General features: G+C 66.1%; 14 protein-coding genes and 1 tRNA gene. 5 read left to right on the plus strand and 10 right to left on the minus strand.

Annotated elements, in window-relative coordinates; all coding sequences use genetic code 11:
* Positions 1–169: 169 nt before the first annotated feature.
* From WS49_RS29480 to cysS, 8 genes are all read right to left on the minus strand, one after another.
* Complete coding sequence (locus WS49_RS29480) at positions 170–1,696, minus strand: NADH-quinone oxidoreductase subunit M (RefSeq protein WP_059535763.1); 1,527 nt, start codon at positions 1,694–1,696, stop codon at positions 170–172.
* A gap of 454 nt (positions 1,697–2,150) precedes the next feature.
* A complete protein-coding gene (locus WS49_RS29485; RefSeq protein ID WP_059535766.1) occupies positions 2,151–3,524 on the minus strand; it encodes a hypothetical protein in 1,374 nt (457 codons plus the stop codon).
* A 185-nt stretch (positions 3,525–3,709) separates the two neighbouring features.
* Positions 3,710–3,803, minus strand: a tRNA-Ser gene (locus WS49_RS29490).
* A gap of 110 nt (positions 3,804–3,913) precedes the next feature.
* Positions 3,914–5,167 (minus strand): aspartate kinase, encoded by a 1,254-nt coding sequence (locus WS49_RS29495; RefSeq protein WP_040144529.1) that lies wholly within the window; start codon positions 5,165–5,167, stop codon positions 3,914–3,916.
* Positions 5,168–5,508: 341 nt separating this feature from the next.
* A complete protein-coding gene (gene tilS, locus WS49_RS29500; RefSeq protein ID WP_059535768.1) occupies positions 5,509–6,915 on the minus strand; it encodes a tRNA lysidine(34) synthetase TilS in 1,407 nt (468 codons plus the stop codon).
* A gap of 43 nt (positions 6,916–6,958) precedes the next feature.
* Positions 6,959–7,930 carry an acetyl-CoA carboxylase carboxyltransferase subunit alpha gene (locus WS49_RS29505; protein ID WP_006478433.1) on the minus strand — a complete coding sequence of 324 codons (972 nt, stop codon included), beginning with the start codon at positions 7,928–7,930 and terminating at the stop codon, positions 6,959–6,961.
* Between the two features lie 99 nt (positions 7,931–8,029).
* Entirely contained in the window at positions 8,030–8,899 is an 870-nt protein-coding gene (locus tag WS49_RS29510) for a DNA-3-methyladenine glycosylase family protein (protein WP_059535770.1), read from the minus strand.
* Between the two features lie 43 nt (positions 8,900–8,942).
* Positions 8,943–10,340, minus strand: a complete 1,398-nt coding sequence (cysS, locus tag WS49_RS29515) for a cysteine--tRNA ligase (protein ID WP_059535773.1) — start codon at positions 10,338–10,340, stop codon at positions 8,943–8,945.
* Positions 10,341–10,574: 234 nt separating this feature from the next.
* Here cysS and WS49_RS29520 point away from each other — a divergent pair, with 234 nt between their 5' ends.
* From WS49_RS29520 to WS49_RS29535, 4 genes are all read left to right on the plus strand, one after another.
* Positions 10,575–11,297 (plus strand): tetratricopeptide repeat protein, encoded by a 723-nt coding sequence (locus tag WS49_RS29520; RefSeq protein ID WP_059535775.1) that lies wholly within the window; start codon positions 10,575–10,577, stop codon positions 11,295–11,297.
* Between the two features lie 39 nt (positions 11,298–11,336).
* Positions 11,337–11,912 carry a peptidylprolyl isomerase gene (locus WS49_RS29525; RefSeq protein WP_012364186.1) on the plus strand — a complete coding sequence of 192 codons (576 nt, stop codon included), beginning with the start codon at positions 11,337–11,339 and terminating at the stop codon, positions 11,910–11,912.
* 88 nt (positions 11,913–12,000) lie between these two features.
* Positions 12,001–12,492 (plus strand): peptidylprolyl isomerase, encoded by a 492-nt coding sequence (locus WS49_RS29530; RefSeq protein ID WP_006483987.1) that lies wholly within the window; start codon positions 12,001–12,003, stop codon positions 12,490–12,492.
* Between the two features lie 27 nt (positions 12,493–12,519).
* Complete coding sequence (locus WS49_RS29535; protein ID WP_059535778.1) at positions 12,520–13,320, plus strand: UDP-2,3-diacylglucosamine diphosphatase; 801 nt, start codon at positions 12,520–12,522, stop codon at positions 13,318–13,320.
* A gap of 39 nt (positions 13,321–13,359) precedes the next feature.
* Here the strand turns inward: WS49_RS29535 and cysE are convergent, their stop codons facing one another.
* Positions 13,360–14,133, minus strand: coding sequence for a serine O-acetyltransferase (gene cysE, locus WS49_RS29540; RefSeq protein WP_059535780.1), 774 nt, complete (start codon positions 14,131–14,133; stop codon positions 13,360–13,362).
* Between the two features lie 313 nt (positions 14,134–14,446).
* Positions 14,447–15,271, minus strand: coding sequence for an RNA methyltransferase (locus tag WS49_RS29545; RefSeq protein WP_059535781.1), 825 nt, complete (start codon positions 15,269–15,271; stop codon positions 14,447–14,449).
* Between the two features lie 279 nt (positions 15,272–15,550).
* Between WS49_RS29545 and WS49_RS29550 the strand changes: the two genes are divergently transcribed.
* Entirely contained in the window at positions 15,551–16,354 is an 804-nt protein-coding gene (locus WS49_RS29550; protein WP_059535783.1) for an inositol monophosphatase family protein, read from the plus strand.
* The last annotated feature ends 107 nt before the right edge of the window (positions 16,355–16,461 follow it).

Genomic DNA, 16,461 nt, shown 5'->3' on the forward strand with positions numbered 1-16,461 from the left:
GCAAATCATCATTGCAAAATCTGCTGTGAGACAGATTGTCGCGGGGCAATTTCACGCATCCGGAAGGCGAGCACGAGCCGGCCGGACGCCGCCCGCGCCCGACCGGATGAATGTGCGTGCAACGACCGCGTCGTCGTGCGATGCGGTCGTTGCTCGCGACGTCACGCCATCAGCCGTGCGTCGCTGCCATGTACGCCTGCGCGGTCGCGCCGCCCTCCCCGGCCGGCAGCTTCGAATGGCTGGCGTCGTCGATCAGCCGCGCGACGGTCGGGTCGATCGCGTCCGTGAACGGCTTCGGATCGACGCCGACCATCAACACGATCAGCGCGAGCGACGCGAACATCACGATCTCGCGACGGCTGAGATCGGCGAGCTTCGCGATGCGCGCGCTCGCGACCTTGCCGAACACGACGCGCTTGACCATCCACAGCGTGTACGACGCGCTGAGGATCAGCGTGAGCGCCGCGATCGCGCCGATCCAGAAGTTGACGCGGATCGCGCCCATGATGACCATGAACTCGCCGACGAAGCCCGACGTGCCCGGCAGGCCGACGTTGGCCATCGCGAACAGCAGCGCGAACGTCGCGAAGCGCGGCATGACACCCGCCACGCCGCCGTACGCGGCGATCTCGCGCTGCTTCGTGCGATCGACCAGCACGCTCACGCACAGCAGCATCGCGCCCGCGACGAAGCCGTACGACACGAGCTGCACGATCGCGCCTTCGACGCCGATCTGGTTGAACAGGAACAGCCCGAGCGTGACGATCCCCATGTGCGCGACCGTCGAATATGCGAGCAGCTTGCCGAGATCGGTCTGCGCGAGCGCGATCAGGCTCGCGTAGACGATCGCGAACAGCGACAGCGCGATCACGGCCGGCGCGAAGAAGTGGCTCGCGTCCGGTGTGATCGGCAGCGCGAAGCGCAGGAAGCCGTAGCCGCCGAGCTTGAGCATCGCGAGCATCAGCGCCGCGCCCGTCGGGCCGTCCGTATAGACGTCGCGCAGCCACGTATGCACCGGCCACATCGGCACCTTGACCGCGAATGCGGCGAAGAAACCGAGGAACACCAGCAACTGCGGTGCGAAGCCGAGCTGCAGCGTGCGCCATGCGTTCATGTCGAACGTATGCGACTTCGCGTACAGGTACAGCATCGCCATCAACAGCAACAGCGAACCCGCGAACGAGATGAAGAAGAACTTCACGGCCGCGTAGACGCGGTGCTCCCTGCCCCACGTGCCGATCAGCAGATACAGCGGAATCAGCGTCGCCTCAAAGAAGATGAAGAACAGCAGCCCGTCCTGCGCGACGAAAACGCCGACCATCAGCCCCGACAGGATCAGGAACGACGCGTAGTACTGCGCGACGCGCACCGTCACCGACTCCCACGACGCGATCACGACGACGAGCGTCGTGAAAGCGGTCAGCACGACGAGCCACAGCGACGCGCCGTCGATCCCGACGCGCCAGCCGGCGTTGAACGCCGCCAGCCAGTTGCGGGTTTCGGCGAACTGCATCGCGGCCGAGTGCGAATCGAAGCCGGCGACGAGCGGCGCGACGGCGGCGAGCCCCGCGAACGCGCCGACGAGCGCGATCAGCCTCGTGCGCCGCAGATGACGGTCGGAACCGGCGCGCAGCAGGCACGCGCCGAACAGGATCGGAACCCAGATCGCCAGGCTCAGAAAGGGGAAATCATGCATGTCAACAGGCCTTGAGAAGGTCGCGCACTGCATTGGGAACAGGCGTGACGAAGGGAACGAAATCAAATCGACAGATAGATTTCGTGGATCGCCATTGTTGGCAAAATGTAAAGCGGAATCAGCGCAAAGTTTGACGCCGCTCAAGCGCAATCGGGTTAACCAGCATAAGGCGACTGATTATTTTTTGCATCGCAGCAAAGCTGCGTTTCACGATGCTCAGATACGTCGCTGATTTTTATGAGTAATTTTTTGTATTGCGACGCGGCGTCGGTCGCGTGAATCGGTGCGATGCCGCATTTTTGTCTGAAGCCGATGCTTCGGAGCGCAAGGAGGTGAATGCGGGGAAGGATGAACGGGACTCGATTCAATCCTTACATCGACGCTTTCATTTTTACTTCAATGACCGACGATCTCCGCGATCCGGAATCCGGAAGTCGCGGCGCATTCCGTTCCGTTAGCGCTGATGGCTCAGCCGGTCCCACACGCGCATCGTCACCGCGCGGTAGTGGTTGTGTTGCGCGGGGAAATGGACGAAACGGCTGTCTTGCGTCGCATAGACGGGCGACGACGCGAGCGACGTCGCATCGACGATGTAGCGCGCGTCGATCATGCCCGCCTCCAGCAGTTCGACATAAATCGCCTGCTGGTCGCCGCCGCTCGCATAGACTGACGACCGATCGTCGAAGCTCTCGATGCGCGCGCATATGCGCTCGACCAGTTCGCGCATCGGCGCGACGTTGCGCACGCCGATCATGCACGAGTTGATCGCCCAGGCCGTGTGGTCGGTGCCGATCACGAAATCGCGGCCGTCGATCACGCTGTCGACCGTCTGCCGCTGGTCGATCGCGAGGATGTCGGCGTCGACCCAGAACACGAACGCGTGATCCGGCAGATGTTCGCGAATCAGGTGCAGCTTCGCCCAGTTTGCATCGACGCCGGCCGGCAGGAACGCGGGCGGTTCGCGATACGCGTGGTACGCATAGCCGTGTCGCGTGCAATAGCGAATGAAGTTCTCTTCGTGAAGATCGCCGTAACCGGCGATGTGCGACGTATGCAGACTCACGAACGCGATGTCTGCATGCGGGTTCAGGTGCCGCACCGGCTCGCGCGTTCGTTGCTGCGCGGCGCGCCAGTCGTCCATTGCGCGCGGCTGCTCGCCTCGCTGAACGCGCGCCGCATCGTCGACGAGCGCGAGCACATAGCGAAAGTCGTAGTCGGGCGTCGGTGCCCATACGCCATCGATCTGCTGCCATTCCGGCGCCTGGTGCGCCACGAGCGGATGCGCACCGACGACCTCGTCGATCGCAAGCCCATCGCCCCACACCGTCTGGGCCGACGCGAAATAGCCGGTCGCGAGCGGCTGATCGAATGGCAGCGGCGGGAAGTGCTCGGCAAGCAGCGTCGCCTCGCACGCATGGTGCCGCTCGGGCAGGCGCATTGCCCACTTGCCCAGCTCGACCACCAGCTTGCGCAAGCGCTCTCGCACGTCGGGCACGTTGCGAAAGATCATGCCGCTTGCGGCGGGCAGCGGCGATTTCGACGTCTGCGTCGTGACGATCGCGTCATAACCGTCGGCGACATCCGGCAACGCATGCTGGCCGAACACCACCGAGAACGGATCGAGCACGAGCAGCAACGCGCCCTGCTCCATCGCGACGAGCTGCGCGATGATCGCGTGGTACTTGTGCAGCACCTGCTGGCGCTCGCCATATACGTGCGTGCCGTCGACGATCGCGTGCCGGTAGCCGCGGCCCCGCGCGTAGCGTTCGTGATTGTCGACGAGCCCGTCGACGGGTCGATGCGAAAGGATGGTCAGTACGGAATGCATGCGTGCCGGAACTCCGGGTTGAGCCGCGCGAGGCGATACGCCTATTTAGCGCATGAGCGCCGCTCAAGTCGAGCATTGATTGGCTGTCCGGACGAAGCGTGGCGCCGGGCGGCAGGTCCGTAATCGGAGCGGCAAAAGAAAAAGCCCCGCAAGTCCGAGAACTTGCGGGGCTTTGTCACCGCTTTTGGCGGAGACGGAGGGATTCGAACCCTCGATCCAGGTTTTGGCCCAGATGCTCCCTTAGCAGGGGAGTGCCTTCGACCTCTCGGCCACGTCTCCCAAACTTTCGCTCGCACCAGGGAGGCAGTGCGACGAGAACAAGATCATATAGGGTTTGGAGCCGTTGGTCAATTTCCATGATGCATTTTCTTCAATGCATCACGAAAAATTCACGCGGCCTGATCGAGCTCGAATGCCTTGTGCAGCGCGCGGACAGCCAGCTCCATGTATTTCTCGTCGATCAGCACCGAAATCTTGATTTCGGACGTCGAGATCATCTGGATGTTGATGCCCTCTTCCGACAGCGTGCGGAACATCTTGCTCGCGACGCCCACGTGCGAACGCATGCCGACGCCGACGACCGACACCTTCGACACCTTCGGGTCGCCCTGCACGCGCTCGGCGCTCACATGGCCCTGCACCTGGTTGGTGAGGATGTCCATTGCCTTCTGGTAGTCGCCGCGGCCAACCGTGAACGTGAAGTCCGTCTTCCCTTCGACGCTCTGGTTCTGGATGATCATGTCGACGTCGACGTTCGCGTCGGCGACCGGGCCGAGAATCTGATACGCGATGCCCGGCTTGTCGGGCACGCCCATGACCGCAATGCGGGCTTCGTCGCGCTGGAACGCGATGCCGGAAATGACTGCCTTTTCCATGGTCTCGTCTTCTTCAAAAGTAATCAGGGTGCCCGAGCGCATTTCTTCGTCGAGCGCAATCAGCGGATCGGTCAGGCTCGACAGCACGCGCGTCTTCACCTGGTATTTGCCGGCGAATTCGACCGAGCGGATCTGCAGGACCTTCGAGCCGAGGCTGGCCATTTCCAGCATTTCCTCGAACGTCACGCGATCGAGGCGACGCGCCTCTTCGACCACGCGCGGGTCGGTCGTGTAGACGCCGTCGACGTCGGTGTAGATCAGGCACTCTTCGGCATCCAGCGCGGCCGCGACCGCCACCGCCGACGTGTCCGAGCCGCCACGGCCCAGCGTCGTGATGTGGCCATCCGGATCGACGCCCTGGAAGCCCGTGATGATCACGACCTTGCCGGCGTTCAGATCGGCCTTCACGCGCTCGTCGTCGATCGAGTGGATACGCGCCTTCGTGAATGCGCTGTCGGTCTTGATCGGCACTTGCCAGCCGGCATAGCTCACGGCTTCGACGCCGATTTCCTGCAGCGCGATCGACAGCAGGCCGACGCTGACCTGCTCGCCGGTCGACGCGATCATGTCGAGCTCACGCGGGCTCGGCTGGCTCGAAATCTCTTTCGCGAGACCGAGCAGGCGGTTGGTTTCGCCGGACATCGCGGACGGCACGACCACCATCTGGTGCCCGGCCTGATGCCATTTTGCGACGCGTTTCGCGACGTTCTTGATGCGCTCGACCGAGCCCATCGAAGTGCCGCCGTATTTGTGTACGATGAGTGCCATTGTCGTTCTGAACTGAAGGAGAAGCCGCACGGGCGCGCAGGGCAGGCCGAGTTGCCGTTCGGTCACGCGGCTTGTGGCTGTGGACGGACGACGAGGGGGACGGCTGGGACGCAACACGCAAGCGTGACGGATTTTGCCCGGAAGGCCGATCAGGCCGCGCAAACCGGTACGTCACGCGGAAAACCTGCACAAATCGCTCAAAAATCGAGCCGAGCAAACGACCGAGCGTACCCGATAGAGGCCCGCTTGACAAGCCGCCCGCCGGTTTGGCAAGCGTTCCGGCGCTGTTTACCAAATGGTGAAAACCGGCGCGCGATCGCGCGGCCGGAAGCGTGCCGCCGCTACGCGATCAGCAGGTCGGGACGCCACTCGATCCGGCGCCACCCGCCGTCGCCGGACAGCCCGTCGCCATGATTCACGCCGAGCCGCGGCACGTAGACGAGCCGGTCGCCCGCGAACAGCAGCGGCACGTCGCGCTGCCAGGCCGGCACGCCGCGCTCCTGGAACAGATTCTTCAGCGTGCGGCCCGGGCCGCCAGGTGACGTACGCAGCCGCTCGCCGCCCGCGCGGGCGCGCGCGGCAAGCGCGGCGCTTCGCAGCAACGCCTCCGGCACCGCACCGTCGCTGCCGGCTTCGGCCGGCGCGAACACGAACGTGCCACGCCATGCCGGTACGTGCCAGACTTCCTGGCCGTCCCACGCAAGCGAGGATTCGGGATGCGGCGTTCCGGTGCCGTCGTCGGCCGGCTCGGCGCTGTCGCCCGCCTCCCAGTACACGGTGTCGCGATAGAGCCGCAGACACTGCCCGGCGTGATCGACCCGCAGCGCATGCGCGTCGTGCGCGGCGCGCAGTTGCCGCATCATGTTCGCGAGCCGCCCTGCCGATGCGCCGGGCAAGCCGAGCCGGCGCATCCAGAAACGCAGCAGGTTCGCGCCGCGCGTGTCGTCGAACGCGACCAGCGCATCGCGCGACAGCGCGCGGCCGTCCTCACGCGCGGCGCCGGCGAAATCCAGTTCGGCGAGATCGTCGAGCAGCCGCTGCGCGGCGGCCGCATGCTGGGCCGCGCGGCCCAGCGCATCGCGAAAGCCCGGGAAATGCACGGCAAGCGACGGCAGCACGTCAAGGCGCAGCGCATTGCGCGCATAGCGCGTGTCGGCGTTCGATTCGTCGTCGATCCACGTCAGCCCGCGCTGCGCGGCGTAGCGCTCCAGTTGCGCGCGCAACAATCGCAGCAGCGGTCGCACGCGCTCGACGCTCGCACCGTCAGGGCGATATCGCGGCGCCATCGCGGCCAGGCCGGCGATCCCCGCACCGCGCAGCAACTGCAGCAGCACGGTCTCCGCCTGGTCGTCGGCATGCTGCGCGACCCAGAGCGCGGCCACGCCATGACGTTCGCACATCACGTCGAGCGCCGCATAGCGGCGCTCGCGCGCGCTCGCCTCGATGCCGAGGCCGCTGTCGCGCGGCACGTCGACACGCTCAAATTCGAACACGACGCCGAGTCGCTCGGCCTCCTCCTGCGCATGCGCGACCCATGCGTCGGCGTTCGCGCTCAGGCCGTGATGCACGTGCAGCGCGACGCAGCGCGATGCGCCCGCCACGCGCACGGCCGCGTCGAGCAGCACGGTCGAGTCGAGGCCGCCGCTGTACGCGATCGCGATGCGCGCATCGGCCGGCAGATCGGCAAGCGCAACGCCGACCGCGTCGAGAACGACGCGGTCGGCGGAGAATTCGGTCGAGGGGATCACGAGACAGACGCGCGCCGGACGGCGCGCGATGCGAACACGCCGGTCATGCGCCGGGCGTGGTTTCCTTGAACTTGCCGTAGGCCATCAGGCGCTCGAAGCGGCGCTCGCGCAGCGCATCGATGCTCATGCCCTGGAACTGACGCAGCGAATCGGCGAGCGCACGGCGCAGCAGCGCGGCCATGCCCTTCGGATCGCGGTGCGCGCCGCCGAGCGGCTCGTTGATGATCTTGTCGATCAGGCCGAGCGCCTTCAGGCGATGCGCGGTCAGGCCCAGCGCTTCCGCTGCCTCGGGCGCCTTCGCCGCGCTCTTCCACAGGATCGACGCGCAGCCTTCCGGCGAGATCACCGAATAGGTCGAGAACTGCAGCATCATCACGGTGTCGGCCACGGCGATCGCGAGCGCGCCGCCCGAACCGCCCTCGCCGATCACGGTCGTGATGATCGGCGTCTTCAGTTCGGCCATGACGTACAGGTTGCGGCCGATCGCCTCCGACTGGCCGCGCTCTTCCGCGCCGATGCCCGGGTACGCGCCCGGCGTGTCGACGAACGTGAAGATCGGCAGCCCGAACTTCTCGGCGAGACGCATCAGGCGTTCGGCCTTGCGATAGCCTTCCGGACGCGGCATCCCGAAGTTGCGCGCCGCGCGTTCCTTCGTGTCGCGCCCCTTCTGATGGCCGATCACCATGCACGGATGGCCGCCGAAGCGCGCGAGACCGCCGACGATCGAAAGATCGTCCGCGAATGCGCGGTCGCCATGCAGTTCGTGAAAATCGGTAAACAGTTCCGCAACGTAATCGAGCGTGTACGGACGCTGCGGATGCCGCGCGATCTGCGAGACCTGCCACGGCGACAGATTCGCGTAGAGGTCCTTCGTCAGTTGCTGGCTCTTCTTCGACAGACGCTCGATTTCTTCCGAAATATCGACAGCCGAGTCGTCCTGCACGAATCGCAGCTCTTCGATCTTGGCCTCGAGTTCGGCGATCGGCTGTTCGAAATCCAGAAACGTGGTCTTCATGTGTTCGAATCCTTGGGTCTTGCGGCAGCGCGTATTCTACCCGCGCGGGCGACGTGCAAGACCGGTTCTCAACTATTGATGTTTAAAACCCGATAGCCGTCAATCGGCGTCGGCGTCCGGCGTGTCGAGGCTGCGCCACATGTACCAGGTCGCGACGGTACGCCACGGCTCCCAGTTGGCGGCCACTTCGCGCGCCTCGCTGCGCGTGACGGGCTCCCCGCTGAAGTAATTGACGCTGATCGCGCGGATCAGGCCCGGATCGTCGAGCGGCAGCACGTCCGGCCGCGACAGGTTGAAGATCAGGAACATCTCGGCCGTCCAGCGGCTGATGCCGCGGATCTGCGTGAGTTCGGCGATCACGTCCTCGTCGTCCATCGACGTCCATTTGTCGACGTGCAGCGCGCCGGACACGAAGTGTTGCGCGAGGTCGAGAATATATTCCGTCTTGCGCTTCGACAATCCGCACGCGATCAGCTTGTCCGCCCCGAGCCGGATGACCGGCTGCGGCGCGAGCTTCGGACACGCATCCTCGATGCGCGCCCACAGCGCCTGCGCGGAGGGCACCGAAATCTGCTGGCCGACGACCGAACGCGCGAGCGTGACGAACGGGTCGCCGCGCTTCACGAGATGCGCTGGGCCGAACTTCGGGATCAGCTTCTTCAGGATGCGGTCGCGCTTGACGAGATCGGCGCACGCCTTGTCCCAGTATGCGGGGCGCACGACACCATCGGCGCCGTCGATTGCCGCATCGGCAGCACGCACCTTGCGGGCCGCGTCGGCGGCCGCCATCGCGACCTCCGGCTGTGCCGCGTCCGCGCCCTTCCCGCGTGCGGGCTTCGCATGACCGTTGAGCGCGCCGTTCGGCACGGCGCGCGTCGCATCCGCCTTCGCCGCTGGCGCGCGCTTGGCCGCCGGACGCGCGGCGAGCGGAGTCGCGCGCCTGACCGGCGCTTTTCTGGCCGTTGCCATCTTGCCTCCTACCTGACGGATCGGTCAGTGGAACGCACCGCGCTCATACGCGACGCCATTCGGTCGATCCGCCCGGTTTGTCTTCAAGTGCGATGCCGGCGTCGAGCAGTTCCGCCCGAATCCGGTCCGCTTCGGCATAGTCCTTCGCTTGCTTCGCCGCGACACGCGCGGCGATCTTCGCTTCGATTTCGTCGGCTGCGAGCCCGCCTGCCTGCGCGGCACCCGTGCCCTGCTGCAGGAACGCGCGCGGTTCGCGGCCAAGCAGGCCCAGCAGGCCCGCCAGCTGTTTCAGTTGCCGCGCGAGCGATGCATCGCGCGTGCGGTTGACTTCGCCCGCCAGCTCGAACAGCGTCGCCACCGCGACCGGCGTGTTGATGTCGTCGTTCATCGCGGCCGCGAAACGCTGCGCATGCGGTTCGTTCCAGTCGAGCGCGAGCGCGTCGGGCTCGACATCCTTCAGCGCCGTATACAGGCGCGTGAGCGACGCGCGCGCATCGTCGAGATGCACGTCGCTGTAGTTGAGCGGCGACCGGTAATGCGTGCGCACGATGAAGAAGCGCATGACCTCGGCGTCGTAGCGCTCGAGCACTTCGCGGATCGTGAAGAAGTTGCCGAGCGATTTCGACATCTTCTCGTTGTCGACCTGCACGAAGCCGTTGTGCATCCAGTAATTGACGAACGTCTGGCCGGTCGCGCCTTCGCTCTGCGCGATCTCGTTCTCGTGGTGCGGGAATTGCAGGTCCTGGCCGCCGCCGTGGATGTCGAAATGCTCGCCGAGCAGCGTGCAGCCCATCGCGGAGCACTCGATGTGCCAGCCCGGCCGGCCCATCCCGTACTTCGATGCCCACGATGCGCCTTCCGGGTCGTCCGACTTCGCGCGCTTCCACAGCACGAAATCGAGCGGATCTTCCTTCGCATCGTTCGCGGCGACGCGCTCGCCCGCGCGCAGATCGTCGAGCGACTTGCCCGACAGCTTCCCGTAGTTCGCGAACTTGCGCACCGAATAATTGACGTCGCCGTCGGTCGCCTGGTACGCGTAGCCATTCGCCTCGAGCTGCTCGATCATCCCGAGCATCTGCGGAATGAACTGCGTCGCGCGCGGCTCGATGTCCGGCCGCTGGATGCCGAGCGCCGCCTCATCCTCGTGCATCGCGCCGATGAACCGGTCGGTCAACGACTTGATCGTCTCGCCGTTCTCGACCGCGCGGCGGATGATCTTGTCGTCGATGTCGGTGATGTTGCGCACGTACGTGACCCGATAGCCGATCGCACGCAGCCAGCGCTGGACGAGGTCGAACACGACCAGCATGCGCGCGTGGCCCACGTGACAATAGTCGTAGACGGTGATCCCGCATACGTACATCCGCACTTCGCCTGACTGGCGCGGCACGAAAACTTGCTTGTCACGCGCGAGCGTGTTGTAGATGCGCAGTGATTCCATAGAGATGAACCGTGAGCCGAAGGAAACCGCCCTGGCGAAGCTCGCCCAGCATGCGAAACGGACGGACCACCTGCCGCGGCACGACGCCGCGCGTCCTCGGTATCACATGGGGCGGTCAGGCTGCAAGCACAGCGGTGACGGCCACGAGAGGCAAAGAAAGACTATCTGCGGCTCGCCGGAACGCGCAGACGTTTTGTTAGAATGGGTCGGAGTATAACATTCCGATTTACGCCTATGAAACCTCATCGCGGCCGCGCGCCGAGCGCTGCGACCCTCGTTGCGACCGCCGTCATGGGCGTCGCACTGACGCTTTTCGCGGCTCCCGCGGCATACGCGCAAAAGGCCCCGGCCACCGCCGACGGCACGCCCGAAATCGACGGGTCGATCGCCGGCAAGCAGTGGAAACAGGCGCTCGCGCAACTCGACGCGCGCATCGCGTCGAATCCGCACGACGTGCAGGCGCAGTTCAAGCGCGGCACCGTGCTCGCCCGCCTGAACCGCGACGACGACGCGATCCAGCAGTTCGTCGCGATCACGCAGGCCTACCCCGAACTGCCCGAACCGTACAACAACCTCGCGGCGCTCTACGCGAAGCACGGCCGCTACGACGAGGCGCGCAGCGCGCTCGTCACCGCGACGCAATCGAACCCGAGCTACTCGCTCGCGTACGAGAACCTCGGCGACCTTTATCTGCGCCTCGCGGCCGAATCGTACAAGCGCGCGCAATCGCTCGGCCGCACGAGCGGCGCGACCGCCCAGCGCCTCGCCGACCTGCAGAAGATCGTGTCGCCGCCGAAGGCTGCGGCGAACGCACGCGCCGTCACGCCTGCGACGCGCGCGTACACCGATCGCGCCGCCGCGAACGTGAGCACCACCACGCTGCCGATGTCGCCGACGTTCCAGTTCAACGGTCCGTCCGGCGCGCTGACAGCGCCGTACGTCGCGCCGTCGCAGTAAGCGGCGCAACCTTTCTTCCCTCCCAATCTGAGGATCGCAATGAAACGTCTGTTGCTGGCGCTTGGCGGCGCCGCCCTTCTCGCGACCGCGCCCGCGTTCGCGCAATCGGCCACCGCGCACCCCGTCGTGCAGCTGAAGACCTCGCAGGGCGACATCCGCGTCGAGCTCTATCCGGAGAAGGCGCCGAAGACGGTCGCCAACTTCCTCGATTACGTGAAGGCCGGCCAGTACAACGGCACGATCTTCCATCGCGTGATCAAGGGCTTCATGATCCAGGGCGGCGGCTACAAGACCAACTTCGAGGAGAAGCCGACCCGCGCGCCGATCCCGCTGGAAAGCCGCAATGGTCTGAAGAACCTGACGGGCACGATCGCGATGGCGCGTACCAGCGATCCGAATTCGGCCACCGCGCAGTTCTTCATCAACACGGTCGACAACAGCGGCCTCGACTACCCGAACCCGGACGGCAACGGCTATGCGGTGTTCGGCAAGGTCGTGTCGGGCCTCGACGTCGTGAAGAAGATCGAAGGCGTGGCGACGACCTCGCGCGGCCCGATGCAGGACGTGCCGGCCCAGCCGGTCCTGATCGAATCGGCCAGCATCGTCTCGAAATAAGCACCTGCCGGCACGTCCGGCGCCACACGCGGCCGCGTCGCACGACCGGCCGCGTGCCATTTAAACCGCCTTACCGAAGGAATTCATCATGGTTGAACTGCACACGAACCACGGCGTGATCAAGCTCGAGCTGGACGCCGCCAAGGCACCGAAGACGGTCGAGAACTTCCTCAACTACGTGAAGAAGGGTCACTATGACGGCACGGTGTTCCACCGCGTGATCAACGGCTTCATGATTCAAGGCGGCGGCTTCGAGCCGGGCCTGAAGCAGAAGCCGACCGACGCGCCGATCGACAACGAAGCGAACAACGGCCTGAAGAACGACAACTACACGATCGCGATGGCGCGCACGAACGATCCGCACTCGGCGACCGCCCAGTTCTTCATCAACGTGAACGACAACGACTTCCTGAACCACTCGTCGCCGACGCCGCAGGGCTGGGGTTACGCCGTGTTCGGCAAGGTCGTCGAAGGCCAGGACGTGGTCGACAAGATCAAGGGCGTCAAGACGGGCAACGCGGGCTTCCACCAGGACGTCCCGACCGACGACGTCGTGATCGAAAAGGCCGTGGTGGTCTGACGCATAGTCCGTTACGGAGGCACTTCGATGTTGCAGGAGAGTCCGCCGCGAAGCGTCTCCGCGGGCGTGCCGGGCGAGCGCGAATACGCGCAAGCCGCACGCCCGTTCCTGTTTCTCTCCGATCTGCACCTGAGCGAGGCGATTCCGAAGACGGTCGCCGCGTTCGAGCATTTCGTGAAATACACGGCCGACAGCGCCGACTCGGTGTTCATCCTCGGCGACCTGTTCGAATACTGGATCGGCGACGACGTGCTCGACCACGATCCGTTCGCGGCGCGCATGGCCGCGCTGATGCATACGTTCTCGGAACGCGGGATCGCGCTCTACGTGATGCACGGCAATCGCGATTTCCTGCTCGGCCGGCGCTTCATGAAGGCGGCCGGCGCGATGCTGCTGCCCGATCCGGCGCTGATCACGTCGTTCGGCCAGCGCATCGTGCTCGCCCACGGCGACGCGCAATGCACGGCCGATCGCGGCTACCAGATATTTCGGCGGTTTGCCCGCAATGGCGTCGCGCAGGCGCTGTTTCTCGCGTGGCCGTTCCGCTGGCGCCGCGCGCTCGCGCAACGGATGCGCTCGAACAGCGAAGCGGGCCGGATGCGCCCCGCCTCGCCGCTCTACGACGTCACGCGCGAAGGCATCGCCGCGCTGTTCCGGAAGAGCCGCGCGAGCGTGATCATTCACGGCCACACGCATCGTCCCGCAAGCCACGCCGAACCGGGCGGGATTCGCTGGGTATTGCCCGACTGGGATCTCGACCACGGCATGCCGCGCGGCGGCTATCTGCGCGTCGACGCCGAAGGCATCCACGCGATGCCGCTCGACTGACGCGATCGGCGCTGCCGGCGGCCGCCGGCATGCGCCGCGTTACGACTGGCGCTCGAGCGCCTTGCCTTCCAGCACCGCCGACAGCCTGCGCAGGTCGAGACGCGCCGCGTCCGCGCCCTGCAGCGTTTCCAGATGCGTGCCGAGTTGCTCGAGCGCCGCGACGATCTCGTCCACGCGCCGGCTTTCCTTCGCCGCGTGGTCGATCAGGCCGTGAATCGCGAGCGACATCGGGTCGTCCGCGTTCGGCGTGATCCCGTACGCGCAGAACGCGGCGCGCTCGGGCTGCGGCTTCGATTGCGCCGGCATCACGATGCGCGCCGGATTGCCGACCGCGGTGCCGCCTGCAGGCACCGGCTTCACGACAACCGCGTTGGAACCGATCTTCGCACCCGCGCCGACCGTGAAACCGCCGAGCACCTTCGCGCCCGCGCCGACGATCACGCCGGCCTCGAGCGTCGGATGGCGCTTCGCGCCGCGCGTGAGCGACGTGCCGCCGAGCGTCACGCCCTGATAGATCGTGCAGTCGTCGCCGACGATCGCGGTTTCGCCGATCACGACACCCATCCCGTGATCGATGAACACGCGCCGGCCGATCGTCGCGCCCGGGTGAATCTCGATACCCGTCAGGAAGCGCCCGGCCTGCGACGCGAAGCGTGCGAGCCAGTAGCGCTTCGCGCGCCAGCACGCATGCGCGAAGCGATGCAGCACGAGCGCGTGCAGCCCCGGATAACAGGTCAGCACTTCCCAGGCACTGCGAGCGGCGGGATCCCGCTCGCGAATCGTCGCAACGTCTTCGCGCAGTCTAGTGAACATGATCTGGTCTGGGCTGGGGAAAAGGCCGGCGTGCCCCGCCGGCAAAGGCCGGCCGTTATCGCACCGGGTAATTTGCTTATGACGTCCGGCGATTGTAGGGCCACTCGCGCGCGGCCGCACGGCGTCGCGCGTTCACCCCGCCGGCGGCACGGGTATTCGTGCGGACCGCCCGTCGCGACGGATCGACGCAGCCTTCCGTTGGATCGGCGCGCATCAGGTCACCGACATCGAGCGGACGATGCAATGCGGCGTTCGCGGGCGGAGACGCAGCCGTGCAGCGCGCGAGCGCCCGGCAGCCGGCGTGCCGGGCCGCTTACGCGTCGCCGTCGGGCGTGCCGGATTTCAGCAGGATGTGCTTTGCGATGCCGCGCAAGATGTTGACTTCCTCGCGCTCGAGGCCGGTGCGTGCGAACAGGCGCCGCAGCCGCGGCATCAGCTTCTTCGGGTTGCGCGGATCGAGAAAATCGAGCGCGATCAGCGCGTTCTCGAGGTGCGCGTACATCCGCTCGATCTCGTCGCTCTGCGCGAGCGTGCCGGCTTCGGCCTGCGCTTGATGCGACGGCCCGCTCCCCTGCTCCAGGAGCGCGACGCGCAGTTCATACGCGAGCACCTGCACGGCCTGCGCGAGGTTCAGCGAACTGTAAGCCGGATTCGCCGGGATGTGCGCGAGCGCGCTGCACTGCTCGACGTGCTCGTTCGCGAGGCCCGTGCGCTCGTTGCCGAACACGAGCGCGATGTCGCCGGTGCCGACCTGCGCGCGCGCCTGTTCGGCGGCCGCGCGCGGCGCAAGGCGCGGCGGCCCGTATTCGCGCGCGCGGGCAGTCAGCGCGATCGACCACTGGACGCCGGACAGCGCGTCGCCGAGCGTGGGCACGACATGCGCGGACGCGAGGACGTCATCCGCGCCGCTCGCCATCGCGATCGCCTCGGGGTCGCTCTGCACGTGCGGCACGCGCGGCGCGACCAGTACGAGCCTGGAGAAACCCATCGTCTTCAGCGCGCGGGCGGCCGCCCCGACATTGCCGGGATGGCTCGGCTCGACGAGCACGAAGCGGGTGGACGTGAAGCCGCCGGACGGCGGCGGGGACGAGGCCGCGCCCGATTCGGACGGCGCGGCGGGGTTCTGCGGGGTTTCCACTACATACGACTCGGTTCATCAGAATGGCAGTATGGTATCGCCATCGCCCCGGCAAACCCACTCGTCCGGACGGCCAGTGGGGTTTCCCCGCATTCCGGCCACCTGAAACTCTCGAAAATCGGGTAAAATCATGCGTTTACGTGTCGCATTCCGTGCGACACGGGTCGTACCCTGCTCTTTGTCAATTCGCGTCTCATCTCGCCCGACACGTTTGCGCCGTTCCGGGCGGTGTGTTCCACTTCGTGGCGGCCCATGCCGCCGGCTACAGGATCCAGGCTCATGCATCCCATGCTCAACATCGCTGTCAAGGCTGCGCGCCGCGCCGGACAGATCATCAACCGTGCCTCGCTCGACCTCGACCTGATCGAGATCCGCAGGAAACAGCAGAACGACTTCGTCACCGAAGTGGACAAGGCCGCCGAAGAGGCGATCATCGAGACGCTGAAGACCGCCTACCCCGACCACGCGATCCTCGCGGAAGAATCGGGCGAATCCGAGAACGAATCCGAATTCAAGTGGATCATCGATCCGCTCGACGGCACGACCAACTTCATCCACGGCTTCCCGTACTACTGCGTGTCGATCGCGCTCGAGCACAAGGGTGTCGTCACGCAGGCCGTCGTCTACGATCCGAACAAGAACGACCTGTTCACGGCCACCCGCGGCCGCGGCGCGTACCTGAACGACCGCCGCATCCGCGTCGGCCGTCGCGACCGACTGGCGGACGCGCTGGTCGGCACCGGCTTCCCGTTCCGCGAGAAGGACGGCCTCGACGCATATGCGCGCCTGTTCACCGAAATGACGCAAGCCTGCACGGGGCTGCGCCGTCCGGGCGCGGCCGCGCTCGATCTCGCGAACGTCGCGGCCGGCCGTCTCGACGCGTTCTTCGAGCAGGGCATCAACGTGTGGGACATGGCGGCGGGCAGCCTGCTGATCACCGAAGCCGGCGGCCTCGTCGGCAACTACACGGGCGACGCCGACTTCCTGCATCGTCATGAGATCGTCGCGGCGAACCCGAAGATCTACGCGCAGATGATCCCGATCCTGAACCGCTACAGCCGCGTGCATCCGGCAGCGGAGTAAATCCGGGCCGCGCCCGCGCGGCGCGCCCGCGCGGCGCGGCTGACGCAGCACCCCTGCCGCCAGCGCGCCGCCCCGCCCGTCTCAACACCGCCACGACTTCGTGGCGA

This window comes from Burkholderia sp. RF7-non_BP4, assembly GCF_001521935.1.
In the GTDB taxonomy this organism is placed as follows: domain Bacteria; phylum Pseudomonadota; class Gammaproteobacteria; order Burkholderiales; family Burkholderiaceae; genus Burkholderia; species Burkholderia diffusa.

Coding starts and splice junctions, on each gene's coding strand:
- WS49_RS29525 (WP_012364186.1), top strand. CDS start 11,337: ATGAAACGTCTGTTGCTGGCGCTTGGCGGCGCCGCCCTTCTCGCGACC.
- WS49_RS29550 (WP_059535783.1), top strand. CDS start 15,551: ATGCATCCCATGCTCAACATCGCTGTCAAGGCTGCGCGCCGCGCCGGA.
- cysS (WP_059535773.1), bottom strand. CDS start 10,340: ATGGAATCACTGCGCATCTACAACACGCTCGCGCGTGACAAGCAAGTT.
- WS49_RS29505 (WP_006478433.1), bottom strand. CDS start 7,930: ATGAAGACCACGTTTCTGGATTTCGAACAGCCGATCGCCGAACTCGAG.
- cysE (WP_059535780.1), bottom strand. CDS start 14,133: ATGTTCACTAGACTGCGCGAAGACGTTGCGACGATTCGCGAGCGGGAT.
- WS49_RS29535 (WP_059535778.1), top strand. CDS start 12,520: ATGTTGCAGGAGAGTCCGCCGCGAAGCGTCTCCGCGGGCGTGCCGGGC.
- WS49_RS29480 (WP_059535763.1), bottom strand. CDS start 1,696: ATGCATGATTTCCCCTTTCTGAGCCTGGCGATCTGGGTTCCGATCCTG.
- WS49_RS29530 (WP_006483987.1), top strand. CDS start 12,001: ATGGTTGAACTGCACACGAACCACGGCGTGATCAAGCTCGAGCTGGAC.
- WS49_RS29495 (WP_040144529.1), bottom strand. CDS start 5,167: ATGGCACTCATCGTACACAAATACGGCGGCACTTCGATGGGCTCGGTC.
- WS49_RS29510 (WP_059535770.1), bottom strand. CDS start 8,899: ATGGCAACGGCCAGAAAAGCGCCGGTCAGGCGCGCGACTCCGCTCGCC.
- WS49_RS29520 (WP_059535775.1), top strand. CDS start 10,575: ATGAAACCTCATCGCGGCCGCGCGCCGAGCGCTGCGACCCTCGTTGCG.
- WS49_RS29485 (WP_059535766.1), bottom strand. CDS start 3,524: ATGCATTCCGTACTGACCATCCTTTCGCATCGACCCGTCGACGGGCTC.